This is a genomic window from Streptomyces sp. NPDC088910 (assembly GCF_044749865.1).
Taxonomy (GTDB): domain Bacteria; phylum Actinomycetota; class Actinomycetes; order Streptomycetales; family Streptomycetaceae; genus Actinacidiphila.
Window position 1 is genome coordinate 113,907 of the sequence record NZ_JBIVIV010000003.1, and the last position, 17,542, is coordinate 131,448.

At 72.5% G+C, this 17,542-nt stretch carries 11 protein-coding genes; 2 read left to right on the plus strand and 9 right to left on the minus strand.

Features of this window, described 5'->3' with window-relative positions; translation table 11 throughout:
* Positions 1–59 precede the first annotated feature (59 nt).
* The 6 genes from ACIP4Z_RS08880 to ACIP4Z_RS08905 all read right to left on the minus strand — a co-directional run bounded on the left by ACIP4Z_RS08880 (position 60) and on the right by ACIP4Z_RS08905 (position 8,365).
* The gene (locus ACIP4Z_RS08880) at positions 60–584 is read right to left on the minus strand and encodes a GNAT family protein (protein ID WP_355346371.1); all 525 of its coding nucleotides are present in this window, start codon (positions 582–584) and stop codon (positions 60–62) included.
* A gap of 72 nt (positions 585–656) precedes the next feature.
* Positions 657–2,216 carry a signal recognition particle protein gene (gene ffh / locus ACIP4Z_RS08885; RefSeq protein WP_391050350.1) on the minus strand — a complete coding sequence of 520 codons (1,560 nt, stop codon included), beginning with the start codon at positions 2,214–2,216 and terminating at the stop codon, positions 657–659.
* A 112-nt stretch (positions 2,217–2,328) separates the two neighbouring features.
* Positions 2,329–4,764, minus strand: coding sequence for a [protein-PII] uridylyltransferase (locus ACIP4Z_RS08890; protein WP_391161456.1), 2,436 nt, complete (start codon positions 4,762–4,764; stop codon positions 2,329–2,331).
* Positions 4,765–4,834: 70 nt separating this feature from the next.
* Positions 4,835–5,173: a P-II family nitrogen regulator gene (locus ACIP4Z_RS08895; protein ID WP_355346362.1), complete on the minus strand. Its 339-nt coding sequence runs from the start codon at positions 5,171–5,173 to the stop codon at positions 4,835–4,837.
* Entirely contained in the window at positions 5,170–6,507 is a 1,338-nt protein-coding gene (locus tag ACIP4Z_RS08900; RefSeq protein WP_391050352.1) for an ammonium transporter, read from the minus strand. The genes ACIP4Z_RS08895 and ACIP4Z_RS08900 overlap by 4 nt, the downstream gene beginning before the upstream one ends.
* Before the next feature lie 373 nt (positions 6,508–6,880).
* Positions 6,881–8,365 carry a hypothetical protein gene (locus ACIP4Z_RS08905; protein WP_401306134.1) on the minus strand — a complete coding sequence of 495 codons (1,485 nt, stop codon included), beginning with the start codon at positions 8,363–8,365 and terminating at the stop codon, positions 6,881–6,883.
* A gap of 311 nt (positions 8,366–8,676) precedes the next feature.
* On the opposite strand from ACIP4Z_RS08905, the gene ACIP4Z_RS08910 reads away from it, so the two are divergent.
* Positions 8,677–9,375: a bifunctional DNA primase/polymerase gene (locus ACIP4Z_RS08910; RefSeq protein ID WP_391050354.1), complete on the plus strand. Its 699-nt coding sequence runs from the start codon at positions 8,677–8,679 to the stop codon at positions 9,373–9,375.
* A gap of 126 nt (positions 9,376–9,501) precedes the next feature.
* On the opposite strand, the gene ftsY is transcribed toward ACIP4Z_RS08910, so the two are convergent.
* Entirely contained in the window at positions 9,502–10,710 is a 1,209-nt protein-coding gene (ftsY, locus tag ACIP4Z_RS08915; RefSeq protein WP_391050355.1) for a signal recognition particle-docking protein FtsY, read from the minus strand.
* A gap of 338 nt (positions 10,711–11,048) precedes the next feature.
* On the opposite strand from ftsY, the gene ACIP4Z_RS08920 reads away from it, so the two are divergent.
* Positions 11,049–12,035, plus strand: a complete 987-nt coding sequence (locus ACIP4Z_RS08920) for an LLM class flavin-dependent oxidoreductase (protein ID WP_188281234.1) — start codon at positions 11,049–11,051, stop codon at positions 12,033–12,035.
* A gap of 65 nt (positions 12,036–12,100) precedes the next feature.
* Here ACIP4Z_RS08920 and ACIP4Z_RS08925 read toward each other — a convergent pair whose 3' ends face one another.
* Both ACIP4Z_RS08925 and ACIP4Z_RS08930 read right to left on the minus strand, forming a co-directional pair.
* On the minus strand, positions 12,101–13,516 hold the full coding sequence (locus ACIP4Z_RS08925) for a sugar porter family MFS transporter (protein ID WP_355346347.1): 1,416 nt from the start codon (positions 13,514–13,516) through the stop codon (positions 12,101–12,103).
* A gap of 108 nt (positions 13,517–13,624) precedes the next feature.
* Positions 13,625–17,500: an AAA family ATPase gene (locus ACIP4Z_RS08930; protein WP_401306138.1), complete on the minus strand. Its 3,876-nt coding sequence runs from the start codon at positions 17,498–17,500 to the stop codon at positions 13,625–13,627.
* Positions 17,501–17,542: the final 42 nt, after the last annotated feature.

Genomic DNA, 17,542 nt, shown 5'->3' on the forward strand with positions numbered 1-17,542 from the left:
GGGCCCTGCGACCGCACCCCTACGTATGCGGATACGGATACGCGTACGGCGGCCGGTCGTCAGTCGGACGGCAGGCCCGGCCACTCCTCGGCGGTGAGCGCGAACCGCTCGTGGTCGCGCCACGCGTCGTTGATGAAGAGCATGCGCGGCGAGAAGCCCTCGTGGCGGAAACCGAGCCGCTTGGCCATCGCGACCGAACGGCTGTTGTCCGGCTGGACGTTGATCTCCAGGCGGTGCAGCCCGAGCCCGTTCGGATAGCTGGTGAAGCAGCGGTCCACCACCAGCCGCAGCCCCTCGCTCATCCGGCCGGTGCCGTTGTACGGCAGGTAACTGTCGTAGCCCAGCGCGGCGTTGCGGAAGCGGGCCCGCACGATGTTGGCGACATTGCACTTGCCGACCAGGCCGCCGTCCTCGTCGTTGAAGATGAGGAAGGTCCGCAGCTCGCCGCCCTGCTGCCGCAGCAGCTCGTGGAAGCCGTCCGGGTCCACCGGATTCCACGGTCTGAGGTGTTCCGCTGAGCGCAGCACCGCCGCGCGGTGGGCTTCGGCGTCTGCGGGCCTGGGCTCTCGAATGGAAACGCGCATGCGCCCATCATCGCCTCCCGTACGGCGTGCGCGCCTGCGGGATGCGCACGCCGCCGGGTCCCGTCGCCGGGCTCAGCCCATGAACTTCTTGAACTCGTCGGGCAGTTCGAAGTTCTCGCCGCCCGGGGGCAGACCGAACGGGCTGTCGCCCTCCTGCCCCTGGCCCTGCTGCTCGCGGCGGGCGGCGGCAGCCGCGGCCTCCGCCTTGCGCTTCATCGGGTTGCCCGACTGCCGCTTGCCCTTGGCCTGCTTCTGCTGCTTCTTCTGCCGCCCCGGACCGCCGCCCATGCCCGGCATCCCCGGCATTCCGGGCATGCCGCCGCCCTGGGCCATCCGCGACATCATCTTGCGCGCCTCGAAGAACCGCTCCACCAGGCCCTTGACCGCGCTGACCTCGACGCCGGAGCCCTTGGCGATACGGGCGCGGCGCGAGCCGTTGATGATGTGCGGGTCCTGCCGCTCGCCAGGCGTCATCGACTTGATGATCGCGGCGGTGCGGTCGACGTCCTTCTCGTCCAGATTGTTGATCTGGTCCTTGATCTGGCCCATGCCCGGCAGCATGCCGAGCAGCTTGGAGATGGAGCCCATCTTGCGGACCTGCTCCATCTGGGCCAGGAAGTCGTCGAGCGTGAAGTCCTTGCCGCCCTTGCTGCTCTGCAGCTTGGCGGCCATCTTCTCGGCCTCGGCCTGGCTGAAGGTCTGCTCGGCCTTCTCGATCAGCGACAGCATGTCGCCCATGCCCAGGATCCGGGAGGCCATCCGGTCCGGGTGGAACGCGTCGAAGTCGTCCAGCTTCTCGCCGTTCGACGCGAACATGATCTGCTTGCCGGTGACGTGCGCGATCGACAGCGCGGCGCCGCCTCGGGCGTCGCCGTCCAGCTTGGACAGCACCACGCCGTCGAAGCCGACGCCGTCGCGGAACGCCTCCGCGGTGTTGACCGCGTCCTGGCCGATCATCGCGTCGACGACGAAGAGGATCTCGTCGGGGCGTACGGCGTCGCGGATGTCCGCGGCCTGCCGCATCAGCTCCTCGTCGACACCGAGGCGGCCCGCGGTGTCGATCACGACGATGTCGTACTGCTGGGTCTTCGCGAACTCGATGGAGTCCCCGGCGACCTTGACGGGGTCGCCCACCCCGTTGCCCGGCTCGGGCGCGTAGACGGCGACGCCCGCGCGCTCGGCGACGACGCTGAGCTGGTTGACGGCGTTGGGGCGCTGGAGGTCGCAGGCGACCAGCAGCGGGGTGTGTCCCTGGCCCTGGAGCCACTTGCCGAGCTTTCCTGCGAGCGTCGTCTTACCGGCGCCCTGGAGGCCCGCGAGCATGATCACGGTCGGCGGCTGCTTGGCGAACCTCAGGCGGCGGGTCTCGCCGCCGAGGATGCCGACCAGTTCCTCGTTGACGATCTTGACGATCTGCTGCGCGGGATTGAGCGCCTTGGAGACCTCCGCGCCCAGGGCGCGCTCCTTGACGTTCGCGATGAAGGAGCGCACCGCGGGGAGGGCGACGTCGGCTTCGAGCAGCGCGATCCGGATCTCGCGCGCGGTGGCATCGATATCCGCCTCGGACAGACGGCCTTTGCCCCGGAGGTTTTTGAAGGTTGCTGCAAGGCGGTCGGAGAGGGTATCGAACACGTCGGTCGTGGATCCTCGCGTCGGGGGTGGGCGGTGGTCGTCCTCAAGGGTACTTGGCCGACCCCCGTTCGGTTCGCCCCGGATTCATTGTCGCCGCCGCGCGACCGCCCCCTCACCGCAGCGCCTTCTCGACCTGGCGGGCCACCTCGGCCGCGCGGGCGGGCGGCAGCGGCTCGCCGTCCTTGCCGACGACGTAGAAGGCGTCGACCGCGTTCGCGCCCAGGGTGGAGATGCGCGCGGAGCGGACGGTGACGGCGGTGGCGGTCAGGGCGAGGCCGATGCGGTGCAGCAGGCCGGGGGCGTCGTGGGCGCGGACTTCGAGGACGGTGGCGGTCTGCGAGGTGCCGCCGGGGGCGACGCTGACGCGGGGCGGCGGCGGGGTGATGCCGCGCCGCCGCGGATAGGCGGCCTCCCGCTCGGCGAGCCTGGCCTCGATGTCCAGGGTGCCCTCGACGGCGCGGGCGAGGTCGGCGCGGAGCCTGGCGGCCTCGGGCAGCGCGCCGTACTCGGCGGAGACCCGCCAGGTCAGCAGCGCGATCGGGCCCTCGCCGAGGGGGTCGACGGCGCGCAGGTCGGCGGCCCTGACGGTGAGCCGGTGCAGGGCGAGGACGCCCGCGGCCTGGGCGACCAGGCCGGGCCGGTCGGGGACGGCGAGGACGAGTTCCACGCCCAGCGCCTCGTCCTGGGCGTCGCCCTCGGCCTCGGGCTCGGTGTGGGCGTGCAGCGCCAGCACCGGGCCGCCGGTGCGGGCGGCCTCGATGACCAGGCGTTCCTCCTCGGCGGTGGGCTCGCGGTCGGCGACCTGCGGCAGCGCGCCGCTGTCGAGGGCCCCGGCGACCCGGTCGACCAGGTCGGCCAGGAGCGAGGCCCGCCAGGTGCTCCAGGCGGCGGGCCCGGTGGCCAGCGCGTCGGCCTCGGTGAGGGCGGCGAGCAGTTCCAGCGTGGAGGTGTCCCGTACGGTCTCGGCGACCGACCGGATGGTCTCGGGGTCGTCGAGGTCGCGGCGGGTCGCGGTGTCGATGAGCAGCAGGTGGTGGCGGACCAGCAGGGCGAGGGTGTCGACGTCGGCCTCGTGGAAGCCGATCCGGGTGGCGACGTCGCGGGCGATGACCTCGCCCGCCTCGCTGTGGTCGCCGGGCCAGCCCTTGCCGATGTCGTGCAGCAGCGCGGCGGTCAGCAGCAGGTCGGGGCGGCCGACGCGGCGGGTCAGCTCGGCGGCCTGCACGGCGGTCTCCACCAGGTGCCGGTCGACGGTGAAGCGGTGCACGGCGTTGCGCTGCGGGCGGCAGCGGACCCGCTCCCAGTCGGGCAGGAGCCGGGTGATCAGCCCTTCGGCCTCCAGCGCCTCCCAGACCTGGACGGTGGACTCACCGGCGCCCAGCAGCGTCACGAGCTGTTCGCGGGCCTCCCCCGGCCACGGCACGGGCAGCGGCTTGGCCGACGCGGCGAGCCTGCGGACGGCGTGCAGCGACAGCGGCAGCCCGGCCTGGGCCGCGGCCGCCGCGGCGCGCAGCGCCAGTACGGGGTCGCGGTCGGGTCTGGCGGCCAGCGCCAGCACGGCCTCGCCCTCCTGCTCCACGACGCCGTCGGCCAGCGGTACGCGTTCGGGGGTGTGGACGGCGGCGGGGGTCGTACGGCCGCGGCCGAGCAGTCCGCGGCGGCGGGGGCGCTGCTGGCGTGAGCGCAGGACGCGGCCGACCTCGCGCCAGGTGACGTCGGAGGCGTACGCGATCCGCCGGGCGGCCTCGTAGACCTGGCGCAGCAGCGCGTCGGCGTCGAGCAGGCCGAGCGCGTCGGCGACCTGGTCCTGCTCCTGGAGGGCGAGCCGGTCGGTGGCGCGGCCGGTGGCCAGGTGCAGGGCGTCGCGGGCGTCCAGCAGGGTGGTGCGGGCCTCTTCGAGGCCCTCGCGGGGCGCGTCGGCGAGCCAGGAGGCGGCGACGGCCCGCAGCGCGGTGGCGTCGCGCAGGCCGCCGCGGGCCTCCTTGAGGTCGGGTTCCAGCAGGTACGACAGCTCGCCCTGGCGTTCGGCGCGCTCCTGGCACATCTCGTGCAGCGCGGGCAGCCGCTTGGGTGCCTGATTGCGCCAGTCGGCCAGGACGCTGCTGCGCAGGGCCGCGGTGAGCGCGGAGTCGCCCGCGATGTGCCGGGCGTCGAGCAGGCCGAGCTGGACCTTGAGGTCCTCCCCCGCGGTCTGCCGGGCCTCCGCCGGGGTGCGTACGGAGTGGTCCAGGGCCAGGCCGAGGTCCCAGACCGGGTACCAGATGCGGTCGGCGAGGGCCGCGACGGTCTTCTGCGAGTCGTGCAGCAGCACCAGGTCGAGGTCGCTGCGCGGTGACAGCTCGCCGCGCCCGTAGCCGCCGACGGCCAGCAGGGCGAAGCCCGTGGTGCCGGTGGCCGCCGCGGCCTCGGTGGCGAGCTGCGCGAGCCACTGGTCGGTGAGGGCGGCCAGGGCCGCACGGCGCGGCGGCCCGGACCGCGCCTCCTCGTTGAGGAGACGCAGCCGGGCCGCCGCGTAACTGCTGTCCTGCGCTTCGACGCTGTCGGTCACTCGTTCTCCACGCTGGGGGCCAATGGTGTGGTCCTGATGCCCCTCCCGGCGAACACCGCCGGTCACGGCACTAAAGCGCGTCGGGGCCGCGCTCGCCGGTGCGGACCCTGACGGCCGTGTCGACCGGCAGACTCCACACCTTGCCGTCACCGATCTTGCCGGTTCTGGCCGCTTTCACGATCACTTCGATGAGCTGTTCGGCGTCCGCGTCCTCCGCCAGTACCTCTATGCGGATCTTCGGCACCAGGTCGACGGTGTACTCCGCGCCCCGGTAGACCTCGGTGTGTCCACGCTGCCGACCGTAGCCGCTGGCCTCGGTGACCGTGAGGCCGTGGACGCCGAACGCCTGGAGTGCTTCCTTGATCTCGTCGAGCCGGTGGGGCTTCACGACGGCGGTGATGAGCTTCACGCGTCCACCTTCTTGCTGGAGGCGTCCGCCTCGCTGTTCGCACCGGGCACGGGGACGGAGGACCGGCCGCCGACACCCGCGAAGTCGTACGCGGTCTCGGCGTGCAGGACCTGGTCGACGCCGGTGACCTCTTCGTCGTCGGTGACCCGGAAGCCCATGGTGACATCGATGAGCTTGGCGAGGATCGCGGCGCACACCAGGGAGTAGCCGAGGACCGCGCCGACGCCGATGAACTGGAGGCCGAGCTGGTGCCAGCCGCCCCCGTAGAAGACGCCCTTGGCGGTCTGGCCGACGCCGCCGGTGGCGAAGAAGCCGATGAGCAGGGAGCCGACGATGCCGCCGACCATGTGGACGCCGACGACGTCGAGCGAGTCGTCGTAGTTGAAGCGGTACTTCAGGCCGACGGCCGCGGCGCAGGCGACACCGGCGATCAGACCGACGGCGATGGCGCCGAGCGGGGAGACCGAGCCGCAGGCCGGGGTGATGGCGACCAGACCGGAGACCGCGCCGGACGCGGCGCCCAGGGTAGTGAAGGAGCCGTGCCTGATCCGCTCGTAGATCAGCCAGCCGAGCATCGCGGCGGCGGTGGCGACCTGGGTGTTGGTGAAGGCCACGGCGGCGACGCCGTCGGAGCCGAGCCAGGAGCCCGCGTTGAAGCCGAACCAGCCGAACCACAGCAGGCCGCAGCCGAGCATGACCAGCGGGAGGCTGTGCGGGCGCATCGGGTCCTTCTTGAACCCGTTGCGCTTGCCGATCACGAGGATGACTCCGAGGGCCGCGGCGCCGGCGTTGATGTGCACCGCGGTACCACCGGCGAAGTCGATGACACCCTTCTTGAACAGCCAGCCGTCGGAGGCCCACACCCAGTGCGCGACCGGGAAGTAGACGACCGTGGCCCACAGGGTGATGAACAGCGCCCAGGCGGTGAACTTGACGCGGTCGGCGAGGGCGCCGCTGATCAGCGCCGGGGTGATGATCGCGAACATGAGCTGGAAGACGGCGAAGACATAGACCGGGATGCCGTATCCGGGCCAGAGCTCCGAGATACCGATACCGCGCATGCCCAGCCAGTCGGTGCCGCCCATGAAGCCGCTACCGCTGTCGAAGGCGAAACTGAATCCGTACAGCGTCCAGAGAATGGTGATGATGCCCAGACTGATAAAACTCATCATCAACATGTTCAGGGCGCTCTTGACGCGCACCATGCCGCCGTAGAAGAAGGCGAGACCTGGGGTCATCACCATCACTAGGGCGGCGCTGATCAGCATGAACGCCGTACTTCCGGTATCGAGCTTGGGCGCATCCGCGGCCAGCGTGATGATGGCTGGTGCCATCGGCGTCTCCTCGTCATCCGAACGGCCCGTGCGGGCGGTGCAAGGGTTGGGCCGGTTTTCGCCAAGAGATTCGCTCAGGCGGGTTTCCGACGATGCCGCACGGTGTTTCGGCGCCGTGACGAAGAAGTCGCGCGTGTTACGTGAAGGTGAACCGGCCGTACGTGACCGGAAGGCTGTATACGCGTGTGACGTGGGATGGGATACGAAGCGGATACGGACCGGCCACGAGTCGGGGAAGCCGGTCGGATACCCGTCGGTATACGGGACGGCCGGGACAGGCGTGACAGTAATGCCGCGTTACGCGGAGGGCCGCGCCACAGCGGACGCGGCGGCGTTTACGCGGGCGCGTTGACGTGTACGGACGCGGTGACGTTCACGCGGACGCGGCGACTTCCGGGAGTTCCGCCGAGAGCCGGTCGGAGAGCGCGACGACCTCGGCGACATCGCCGTAGTCGCGTACCGCGGACTGGGTGGTCTTGCGGATACGGGTGTTGACGCGCTCGGAGCGGACCCGCTTGGCGACGGTGATGGCGTGCTCGGTGAAGTGCGCGGCCTGCTCCGGGTTCTGCTGGAGCAGGTGCACGGTGGCCATGCCCACCAGATTGAGCGCGTACGCGCGTTGGTGCACCGGGTCGTCGCTGAACAGCTCGACGGCGCGCTCCATGACGGGGTGCGCGAGGGAGGCGTACGTGGGGCTGCGGCCCGCGATGTAGGCGAGGTCGCGGTAGGAGTGCGCGTTCTCCGCGTTCAGTTCGGCCTCGTTGAAGAAGCTGATCCAGGACGGGTCCTCGGCCGGGCGGGAGTCGCTCCAGGTGTCCTCGGCCATCCGGACGGCGCGGTGGCACTTGTTGACCTGGCCCATGTTGGCGTACGCGCGGGCCTCCAGTGAGTGCAGCATCGCCTGGGTGGTGGCGGTGGCCGAATCCCGACTGCCGTACTGCGCGAGGTGGATGAGCTCCAGGGCGTCGTCCGGCCGGTCCAGGTGGATCATCTGACGGCTCATCGAGGACAGGATGAAGGCGCCGAGCGGCCGGTCGCCCGCTTCCTTGGCCGCGTGCAGCGCGAGGACCAGGTACTTCTGGGCGGTGGGCTGGAGTCCGACGTCGTAGCTCATCCATCCGGCGAGCGCGGCGAGGTCGGCGGTGATCCGGTACAGCCTGCGGGCCACGGCCTCGGGCTGCGGTTCCTGGAGCAGGTCGGTGACCTCGTGGAGCTGGCCGACGACGGCTTTGCGGCGCAGGCCGCCGCCGCACTGATTGTCCCACTCGCGGAACATCACGGTGGTGGACTCCAGGAGCTGCAACTCCTGTTCCGACAGCCGCGAGGGGCGTCCCGCGGTGTCGCGGGGCGCGGTGAGCAGCGGGCCGTCGGCCCCCGTGGGGCCCTGCGGGCCGCCCGCGGCGGAGCCGGTGGGCACCAGCCAGCGCTGCATGGGCTCGATGAGCGCGGGGCCCGCGGACAGCGCGAGCGAGGCGCCGAGGAAGCCGCGGCGGCCGAGCATCAGGTCGCTGCGGGAGAACTCGTTGATCAACTGGACGGTCTGCGGGCCCGCCCACGGCAGGTCGACGTCGCCGCCCGCGGCGGGCTGGTGCGCGGAGCGCAGCCCCAGGTCCTCGACGGGCACCACGCAGCCGAAGCGCTCGGAGAACAGCTCGGACAGGATGCGCGGGATGGGCTCGCGGGGCTGCTCGCCGTCGAGCCAGCGGCGCACGCGTGAGGTGTCGGTGCTGACGTGGTGGGCGCCCAACTGGCGTGCCCTGCGGTTCACCTGACGGGCCAGCTCGCCCTTGGACCAGCCGCTGCGCACGAACCAGGAGGTCAACTGCGCGTTGGGCTGCTTCTCTTGTGTGCCGCCCACGGTCAAGCCCCCATCCGAACTAGCTCAACCCTTTGGATACCAGGGCTGGTTGAGTCCTGTCGACACCGCACGCACCGCCGTAGGCATGCCTGCGGCACAACCGAGCAGGCGTGCGGACGGCCCTCGTCGGCCTACGAACCGAAAGTAATCCTACGATCACCCGTCCGCGACCGTTGTTGCGGAAACGCCACCATTCGCCACCCCTTCGAATGAACTCGACTATGGCGACAGGCGATTCACTTGACACATGCCGGTCGGACGAGGTCAGGCGGGTGCGTAACCATCGGGCGCGGCGATCCGTTGGAGGTGTCATGGTGTTCACGATCGGCAGCATGCGGGAGATCCGGCAGCAGCGGACCGGAGGGCGGTCCGGGGTTCGGCCCGGCGCGCGCCGGCGAACGCGCGCCGCCGTGTGCACCACTGTCGCGGAGTACACGGGGTTGTGCGGCTGGGCCGTGGTGCCCGGCGCGCGGGCCTCGCGCGGCGGCGGTTCGTGCTCGTGCGGCGCGGACGACTGCAAGGAGCCGGGCGCGCATCCGCTGCCCTTCGCCGACGAGATCCCTGCGGGCACCACGCTTGAGCGGGCCGCCCATGCCTGGTCACAGGTGCCGGGGGCCGCGGTGCTGCTGCCCGCGGGGCGGACCTTCGACGTGCTCGACGTGGCCGAGGCGTCCGGGCGCCGGGCGCTGGTACGGCTGGAGCGGATGGGACTGCGGCTCGGTCCGGTCCTGCTGACGCCGACGGGGCGCGCGCAGTTCTTCGTCGCGCCGGGCGCCGCCGCCGAGCTGCCGCACCTGCTCTACCGGATGGGCTGGGACGACGCGCGCCTCGACCTGCGCTGCCTGGGCCCCGGCGACCATGTGACGGCTCCCCCGTCCGACCTCGGCGGCCACGGCCCGGTCCGCTGGCTGCGCGAGCCGGTCCTCGACTCGGCCGCCCAGCCCCCCGAGGCCCGCCTCCTGCTCGGCACTCTGGCGTACGTCAGCCACCGCGACAGCGCCTTCGCCTGAGCCCTGCCGTCCCGCTCGGCGCTTGCCGCTTGCTCCTCGCCGCCTGCCGCCTGCCGTACACAACCAGGTACGAGTAAGGGACGCCCACCTGGGTGAGCGCCCCTTACCGCAGCCGTACGACAGGCCCTAGTCCCCGATGAGCGCGTCCACGAAGGCGCCCGGCTCGAACGGGGCCAGGTCGTCGGCGCCCTCGCCGAGGCCGATGAGCTTGACCGGGACGCCCAGCTCCCGCTGGACGGCGACGACGATGCCGCCCTTGGCGGTGCCGTCGAGCTTGGTGAGGACGATGCCGGTGATGTCGACGACCTCGGCGAAGACGCGCGCCTGGACGAGGCCGTTCTGGCCGGTGGTGGCGTCGAGGACGAGCAGCACCTCGTCGACCGGGCCGTGCTTCTCCACGACGCGCTTGACCTTGCCCAGCTCGTCCATCAGGCCGGTCTTGGTGTGCAGGCGGCCCGCGGTGTCGATGAGCACCGCGTCGGCGCCCTCGGCGATGCCTTCCTTGACCGCGTCGAAGGCGATGGAGGCGGGGTCGCCGCCCTCGGGGCCGCGTACCGTACGCGCCCCGACGCGCTCGCCCCAGGTCTGGAGCTGGTCGGCGGCGGCGGCGCGGAAGGTGTCGGCCGCGCCGAGCACGACGCTGTGGCCGTCGGCGACCAGCACGCGGGCGAGCTTGCCCGTGGTGGTGGTCTTGCCGGTGCCGTTGACGCCGACGACCATCAGGACGGCCGGGGACGTCTCGTGGCTCTCGGTGTGCAGGGTGCGGTCCAGCTCCGGGTCGAGGAGCGTGATCAGCTCTTCGCGGAGCAGCCCGCGCAGCTCGTCCGGGGTCCGGGTGCCGAGCACCCGCACGCGGGTGCGCAGCCGCTCCACCAGTTCCTGGGTGGGCGCGACGCCGACGTCCGCGGTGAGCAGGATCTCCTCGATCTCCTCCCACGTGTCCTCGTCGAGGCGTTCGCGGGAGAGCAGCGTGAGCAGGCCCTTGCCCAGCGAGTTCTGCGAGCGCGACAGGCGTGAGCGCAGCCGGACGAGGCGTCCCGCCGTGGGCTCCGGCTGTTCGAGCACCGGCGCCTGGGGGACCTGCACCTCCTCCACCGCGTCGGGCGCGGCGGTCGCGCCGGGCAGGGCGACCTCTTCGATGGTCCTGCGGGGCTCCTCCCGCGGGGCCTCGGCCTCGTCACCGACGTGCGGTTCCGCGGGAGGCGCGGTGACGGACGGGCTGCTCGGCGGCGTCGGCGGGAGCTGCCGCTTCTTGCGGCGGCTGCCGACGACCAGTCCACCGGCGCCGAGGATCACGACCAGGGCGATGACTACGGCAAGGACGACGATTTCCATGGTTTCTTTCGGAGCCTTTCACCAGGTCAGGGCGTGTGCATGCTAGCCCACCGACGCTCGGGACCACCGAGGCGTCACGGCTCGGTCAGGCACACGCGCACGTCAACCGTACGGGAAACCCCCCGCCCGCCCAGGACCCGCGCCCGTATCCGCGCCGCGCGGGCGGCGCGCGGGCGCCGAGCGAGCGGCGAGCGGGCGGCGAGCGGGCGGCGAGCGGGCGGCGGACCGCGGCCTTCCCGGCCCGCCCCAGCCGTCCCCGGACCGTCGCGGCCCTGTGAATCTGACGCTGCGTCAGCTAATCTCCGGTCGCCCGCATCCGGCGAAGGGGGCCGTCCGCCATGACCGTGACCGTCGTGCGCATGAATCTGATCGATCCGGGGGCCGAGCCGAAGGCACTCGGCGCACGGTACCGGGCGGCCCTGGAGATGGCCAGGTACGCCGACGAGCACGGCGTCACCACCGTGCAGACCGAGGAGCACCACGGCGCGGAGAACAACTGGCTCTCGGCGCCGCTGGCCTTCGCGGGAGCCGTGCTCGGCGCCACCAGCCGGATCTCGGTGACGGTGTCCGCGCTGATCGGGCCGCTGCACGACCCGCTGCGGCTGGCGGAGGACCTGGCCGTACTGGACCTGGTCAGCGGCGGGCGGCTGGTCACGGTGGCCGGGATCGGCTACCGCCCGGAGGAGTACGCGGCCTTCGGCCAGGACTGGCACCGGCGCGGCGCCCTCCAGGACGAGGTGCTCGACACGCTGATCGCGGCCTGGACCGGCGAGCCCTTCGACTACCGCGGCCGTACCGTACGCGTCACGCCCCGTCCGTACTCCCGGCCGCATCCGCCGCTGCTGATCGGCGGCAGCTCACGGGCCGCGGCCCGCAGGGCGGCCCGGCTCGGCCTGCCGTTCTTCCCCAGCGCGCACCTGCCGGAGCTGGCGGCGTACTACGAGGAGCGGCTGGCCGCGTACGGCACGGAGGGCTGGTGCCTGATGCCCCCTGCCGACGTGCCGCTGCTGCACATCGCGGAGGACCCGGACCGGGCCTGGGCCGAGTACGGCGGGCACCTGCTGCACGAGGCGCGTACCTACGCGTCCTGGCAGTCGGGCGACATCCACTCGGCGGTCCGCTCGGCCGCGTCGGGCGTGGCGGAACTGCGCGCGGAGGGCGTCTACCGGATCGTCACACCGGCGCAGTGCGTCGCCCTCGCCGAGGCGGGCGGTGACCAGGCGAGCCTGGTGCTGCACCCGCTGTGCGGGGGCATGCCCGTCGACGAGGGCTGGCGGAGCCTGCGGCTGCTCGCGGAGCAGGTGCTCCCCAAGCTCGCCGCGTAGCCTCCGGGGACCGCGGCCCGGCACCCGGCACCCGGCACCCGGCACCCGGCGAGCTTGGCGCCCGGCTATCCCATCTCCTCCAGCGTCTTGCCCTTCGTCTCCTTCACGAACACCAGCACGAACGGGATGGAGAGCGTCGCGAAGCACGCGTAGATGACGTACGTGCCCGACAGATTCCAGTCCGCCAGGCTCGGGAAGCTCGCGGTGATGGCCCAGTTGGCGATCCACTGCGCGGAGGCGGCGACGCCGAGCGCCGCGGCCCGGATCTTGTTGGGGAACATCTCGCCGAGGAAGACCCAGACGATGACGCCCCACGACAGGGCGAAGAAGAGCACGAAGCAGTGGGCGGCGATCAGGGCGACCGTGCCCTCGGTGTTCGGCAGGGTGGCACCGGACTTGGACGAGAAGGCCCACGCCTCCAGGGCGAGCGCGACGGCCATGCCGGTGGAGCCGATCAGCGCCAGCGGCTTGCGGCCGATCCGGTCCACGAAGATCATCGCGATCACCGTGCCGATGATGTTCACGATCGACGTGGTGAAGGAGTAGAAGAACGAGCTGCTGGGGTTGATGCCGACCGACTGCCAGAGCGTGGACGAGTAGTAGAAGGCCACATTGATGCCGACGAGCTGCTGGAAGACCGACAGGCCGATACCGATCCAGACGATCGGCAGGAAACCGCCGCGGGAGCCGAGCAGGTCCTTGAAGGTCGACTTGTGCTCGCGCCGCATGGCGGTCTCGATCTCGGCGACACGGGCGTCCAGGTCGGTGTCCGAGCCCTCGACATCGGCGAGTACGGCCTTGGCGTCCTGCTCGCGCCCCACGGAGATCAGGAAGCGCGGCGATTCGGGGATCGCGAACGACAGCAGCCCGTAGACCACCGCGGGGATGACCATCACACCGAGCATGACCTGCCACGCCTCCAGGCCGACGATGTGGCCGCGCTGGTCGCCGTGGGCGCCCTTGAGGATGGCGTAGTTGACGAGCTGTGAGACCGCGATGCCGAGCACGATGGCGGCCTGCTGGAACGAGGCGAGCCTGCCGCGGTAGGCGGGCGGCGAGACCTCGGCGATGTAGGCCGGGCCGATGACCGAGGCCATGCCGATCGCGAAGCCGCCGATGATCCGCCACAGGGCCAGGTCCCACAGCGCGAAGGGCAGTGCCGAGCCGACGGCGCTGACGGTGAACATCACCGCGGCGATCTGCATGCAGCGGATACGGCCGATCCGGTCGGCGATCCGGCCCGCGGTCGCGGCGCCGATGGCACAGCCGATCAGGGCGATGGCGATGACCTGGGCGAGCGTGCCGGAGCCGATGTTGTACTTGTCACGGATGGCCTCGACGGCGCCGTTGATGACGGAGCTGTCGTAGCCGAAGAGAAAGCCGCCCATGGCGGCGGCGGCCGTGATGAAGATGATGTGGCCGATGTGCTCCGGCAGCGGGTTGTGATCTGCCGAGGCGGAGGCTCGTGCGGTGCTGGTCAAGATGGCTCCTCGGGCTCGGCGGTGAGCCCTCACATGAGGGTCTGGATCTTCGAGTGTCAGCCGACGCGTCGGTCACCACCACTCGGGAACCGGGCCTGACCCGGAGCCCTACGCGGCCGGCTGCTTGCCGTTCCGCAGCCGTTGGCTGATCACCTTGGAGACACCGTCGCCCTGCATCGATACGCCGTACAGGGCATCGGCGACCTCCATCGTCCGCTTCTGGTGCGTGATCACGATGAGCTGCGAGCTCTCCTGAAGCTCCTCCATGATCCGGATGAGCCGCTGGAGATTGGTGTCGTCCAGCGCGGCCTCGACCTCGTCCATCACATAGAACGGACTCGGCCGTGCCTTGAAGATCGACACCAGCATCGCCACCGCGGTCAGCGAGCGCTCACCGCCCGACAGGAGCGACAACCGCTTGACCTTCTTCCCGGGCGGACGCGCCTCAACCTCCACACCTGTGGTCAGCATGTTGTCCGGGTCGGTGAGCAGCAGCCGACCCTCCCCACCTGGGAAAAGCCGCGAGAAGACGCCCTCGAACTCGCGGGCGGTGTCATGGAAGGCGGCGGTGAAGACCTGCTCCACCCGCTCGTCCACGTCCTTGATCACCTGGAGCAGGTCGGCCCGCGTCCTGCGCAGGTCCTCCAGCTGCTCGGTGAGGAATTTGTGCCGCTCCTCCAGCGCCGCGAACTCCTCAAGCGCCAGCGGGTTGACCTTGCCGAGCTGCGCGTACGCCTTCTCCGCCGCCTTCAGCCGCTTCTCCTGCTCGGGGCGGTGGTACGGGCGCGGCTGGTTGCGCGGGTCCTCCGGGTCCTCGGGCAGGATCTCGCCCTCGGCGGGCGGCGACGGCGGCACGAGCTGGTCGGGGCCGTACTCCGCGACGAGCCCCGCGGGCTCCATGCCGTGCTCCTCCAGCGCCTTGGCCTCCAGCTGCTCGATCCGCATGCGCTTCTCCGCGCCCAGCACCTCGCCCTTGTGGACGTCGCCGGTCAGCCGGTCCAGCTCGCTCTTCAGGTCCCGGCCGCGCCGCCGCTCCTGGCCCAGCTCCGCCTCGCGCTCCGCCCTCGCCTGCTCGGCGGCGGCCCGCTCCTCCTCGGCGCGGCCCAGCGAGATCTGGACGCAGTCCAGCAGCGCCCGGGCGCCCTCCACCACGGCCGCCGCGACCGACGCCTCGTAGGCGAGCCGGGCCCTGCGCTGCTGGGCGCGGGCCCGGGTCTCGCGCTCGGCGCGCGCCGCCCGGTCCAGGCCGTCGGCCCGGCCCGCCAGGCCCTTGACCCGCTCCTCGTGCGTACGGACCTGGAGCCGCGCCTCCATCTCGGTCTGCCGGGCGTTCGCGCCGTCGGCGGACAGCCGGTCCCGTACGGAGGTGTCCGGCTCCTCCTCGCCAGGCTCCTCCTCGGCCTCGCTCAGCCGGTACGACAGCTCCTCGAACTCCTCGCGGGCCGCCGCCAGCGCCTCCTCGGAGCGGCCCACGGCCGCGGCGGCCCGGTCCGCCTCCCCCGCCGCCGCCCTGGCCTGGCCGCCGAACCGGCCCAGCTGCTGCGCGACCGAGGACTTCTCCTTCTCCGCCGCGCGGCGCAGCTGCGTCAGCGCCTCGACCTCGCGCGTCGCCACCGCCCGGCGCTCCTTGGCGTCCTGCTGCTCGGCCGCCAGCGCCGCACAGCGCGCGTCGAGCTGTTCCAGCTCGGCCGTCGCCTCGTCCACCTGCGCCTGCACTTCCAGCAGGCTGGGCGCCTTCGCCGAGCCGCCCTGCGCGAGATGCGCGGACAGCACATCGCCCTCCGCGGTCACCGCGGTCAGCTCGGGACGCCGTCCGACCAGCGCCTCGGCCTCCTCCAGCGACTCCACGACGACGATCCCGTCCAGCAGCCGCCGCACCGCGGGCAGCAGCTCCCCGTCCGCGGCGACCAGTTCCACGGCCCACCGCGCCTGCCCGGGCAGCCCTGCGGCCTCCGGCCTCGGACCCGGCACACCGGCGCCCGCCGTCGCCGCCGGAAGGCGACCCCCGTCACCGGCCACGGCGGAGCCGCCGCCCGCCTGCCCCGGCAGCGCGGCACGCCGCCCGCCCGCTTCGGCCGCGTCCGGCCCCGGGTCGCCGGAAACGCCCGCGTCTGCCGGGCCCGGGCCCGACCCGCCGGGCCCCGCGCCGCCCCCGGAAACGCCCCCGCTCGCGAGGCCCTGACCGTCCCCGTCGGCCGCGTCGCGGGCGGCCTCCGTCGGCGGGCGGTGGTCGCGGGCGACGACGGGCTCGGCGGCCGGGGCCGCGAGGAGGAGGGCCGCGCGGCCCGCGTCCTCTTTGCGGAGCAGGCGCAGCGCGTCCGCGGCGGCGGAGGGGCCGGTGACCGCGACGGCGTCGGCGGCGGCGCCGAGCGCGGCGGCGAGCGGGATCTCGTAGCCGGGGGTGACGCGGAGCAGCGCGGCGGCCGAGCCCAGGATGCCGGGCAGGGCGTCGCGCCCCTCGCCCGCGCTGAGCAGCGCGCCGGTGCCGTCCTTGCGGCGGAGCGACGGCGCGAGCGCGTCCCGGCGGGCGGCGACGGCGGCCCGGCGGCGCTCCGCCGCGGTGGCGGCCTCGCGCGCGGCGCTGAACGCCTCCTCCGCCGCGGCCTGTTCGCGGCGCGCGGCCTGGAACCGCTCCTCCAGCTCCGAGTCGTCGGCGTCCAGGCCGTCGACCTGCGCGCGCAGTTCCTCGTACTCGCCCTGCGCGGACTCCGCCCGGTCGCGGGCCTCGTCGCGGGCGGCGGCCAGGCGGCCGATCTCGGCCTCGGCGGAGGCGGCCTTGGAGCGGGCGGCGTTGACCTGGGCGTGCAGCCGGGCCAGACCCTCACGGCGGTCGGCGATGGCGCGGGCGGCGGTCCTGAGCCGGGCCTCCTCCTCGGCGAGCCGGCGCTCCAGCTCGGCGCGGTGGTCGACGGTGTCGTCCAGGGCGCGCTGGGCCGCGTCCAGCGCCTCGGACAGCTCGGCCTCCTGCTCGCGGATGCGGGCGGCCTCGCGTTCCATGTCCTCCGGGTCCCGGCCGCGCCGCTCCTCGGCGGGCTGGGACGTGGCGTGCCGGTGCCGCTGCTCGGCGAGGCCGATCGTGCCGCGTACGCGTTCGGCGAGCTGGGACAGCGCGTACCAGGTGGCCTGCGCGTCGGTCAGCCGCGGCGACAGGGCGCGTACCTGCTCCTCCAGGCGGGCCTCGCGCTGGACGGCGGCGGCCAGTTCCGTCTCGACGGCGTCGCGGCGCTCCTTGAGCGCGGCCTCGTCGGCGACCTCGGCGCTCAGCGCCTCCCGCAGCGTGACCAGGTCGTCGGCGAGCAGCCGCAGCCGGGCGTCGCGCAGGTCGGCCTGGATAACGGCGGCGCGGCGGGCGACCTGGGCCTGGCGGCCGAGCGGTTTGAGCTGGCGGCGCAGCTCACCGGTGAGGTCCGTCACACGGGCGAGATTGGCCTGCATCGCGTCCAGTTTCCGCAGCGCCTTCTCCTTGCGCTTGCGGTGCTTGAGCACACCCGCGGCCTCCTCGATGAAGGCGCGGCGGCCCATCGGGTCGGCGTGCAGTACGGAGTCGAGCTGGCCCTGGCCGACGATGACGTGCATCTCGCGGCCGATGCCGGAGTCGGAGAGAAGTTCCTGGATGTCCAGCAGGCGGCAGGTGTCGCCGTTGAGCTGGTACTCGCTGCCGCCGTTGCGGAACATGATCCGCGTGATGGTGACCTCGGCGTACTCGATCGGCAGGACGCCGTCGCTGTTGTCGATGGTCAGGGACACCTCGGCGCGGCCCAGCGGGGGGCGGCCCGTGGTGCCGGCGAAGATGACGTCCTCCATCTTGCCGCCGCGCAGCGACTTGGCCCCCTGCTCCCCCATCACCCAGGACAGCGCGTCGACCACATTGGACTTGCCGGACCCGTTGGGGCCGACGACGCAGGTGATTCCGGGTTCGAAGCGCAGGGTCGTCGCCGAGGCGAACGACTTGAAACCGCGCAGCGTGAGGCTCTTGAGATGCACGCCGGTCGACTCTACTAGCCGTCCTCGGTTTCACCGAGGAAG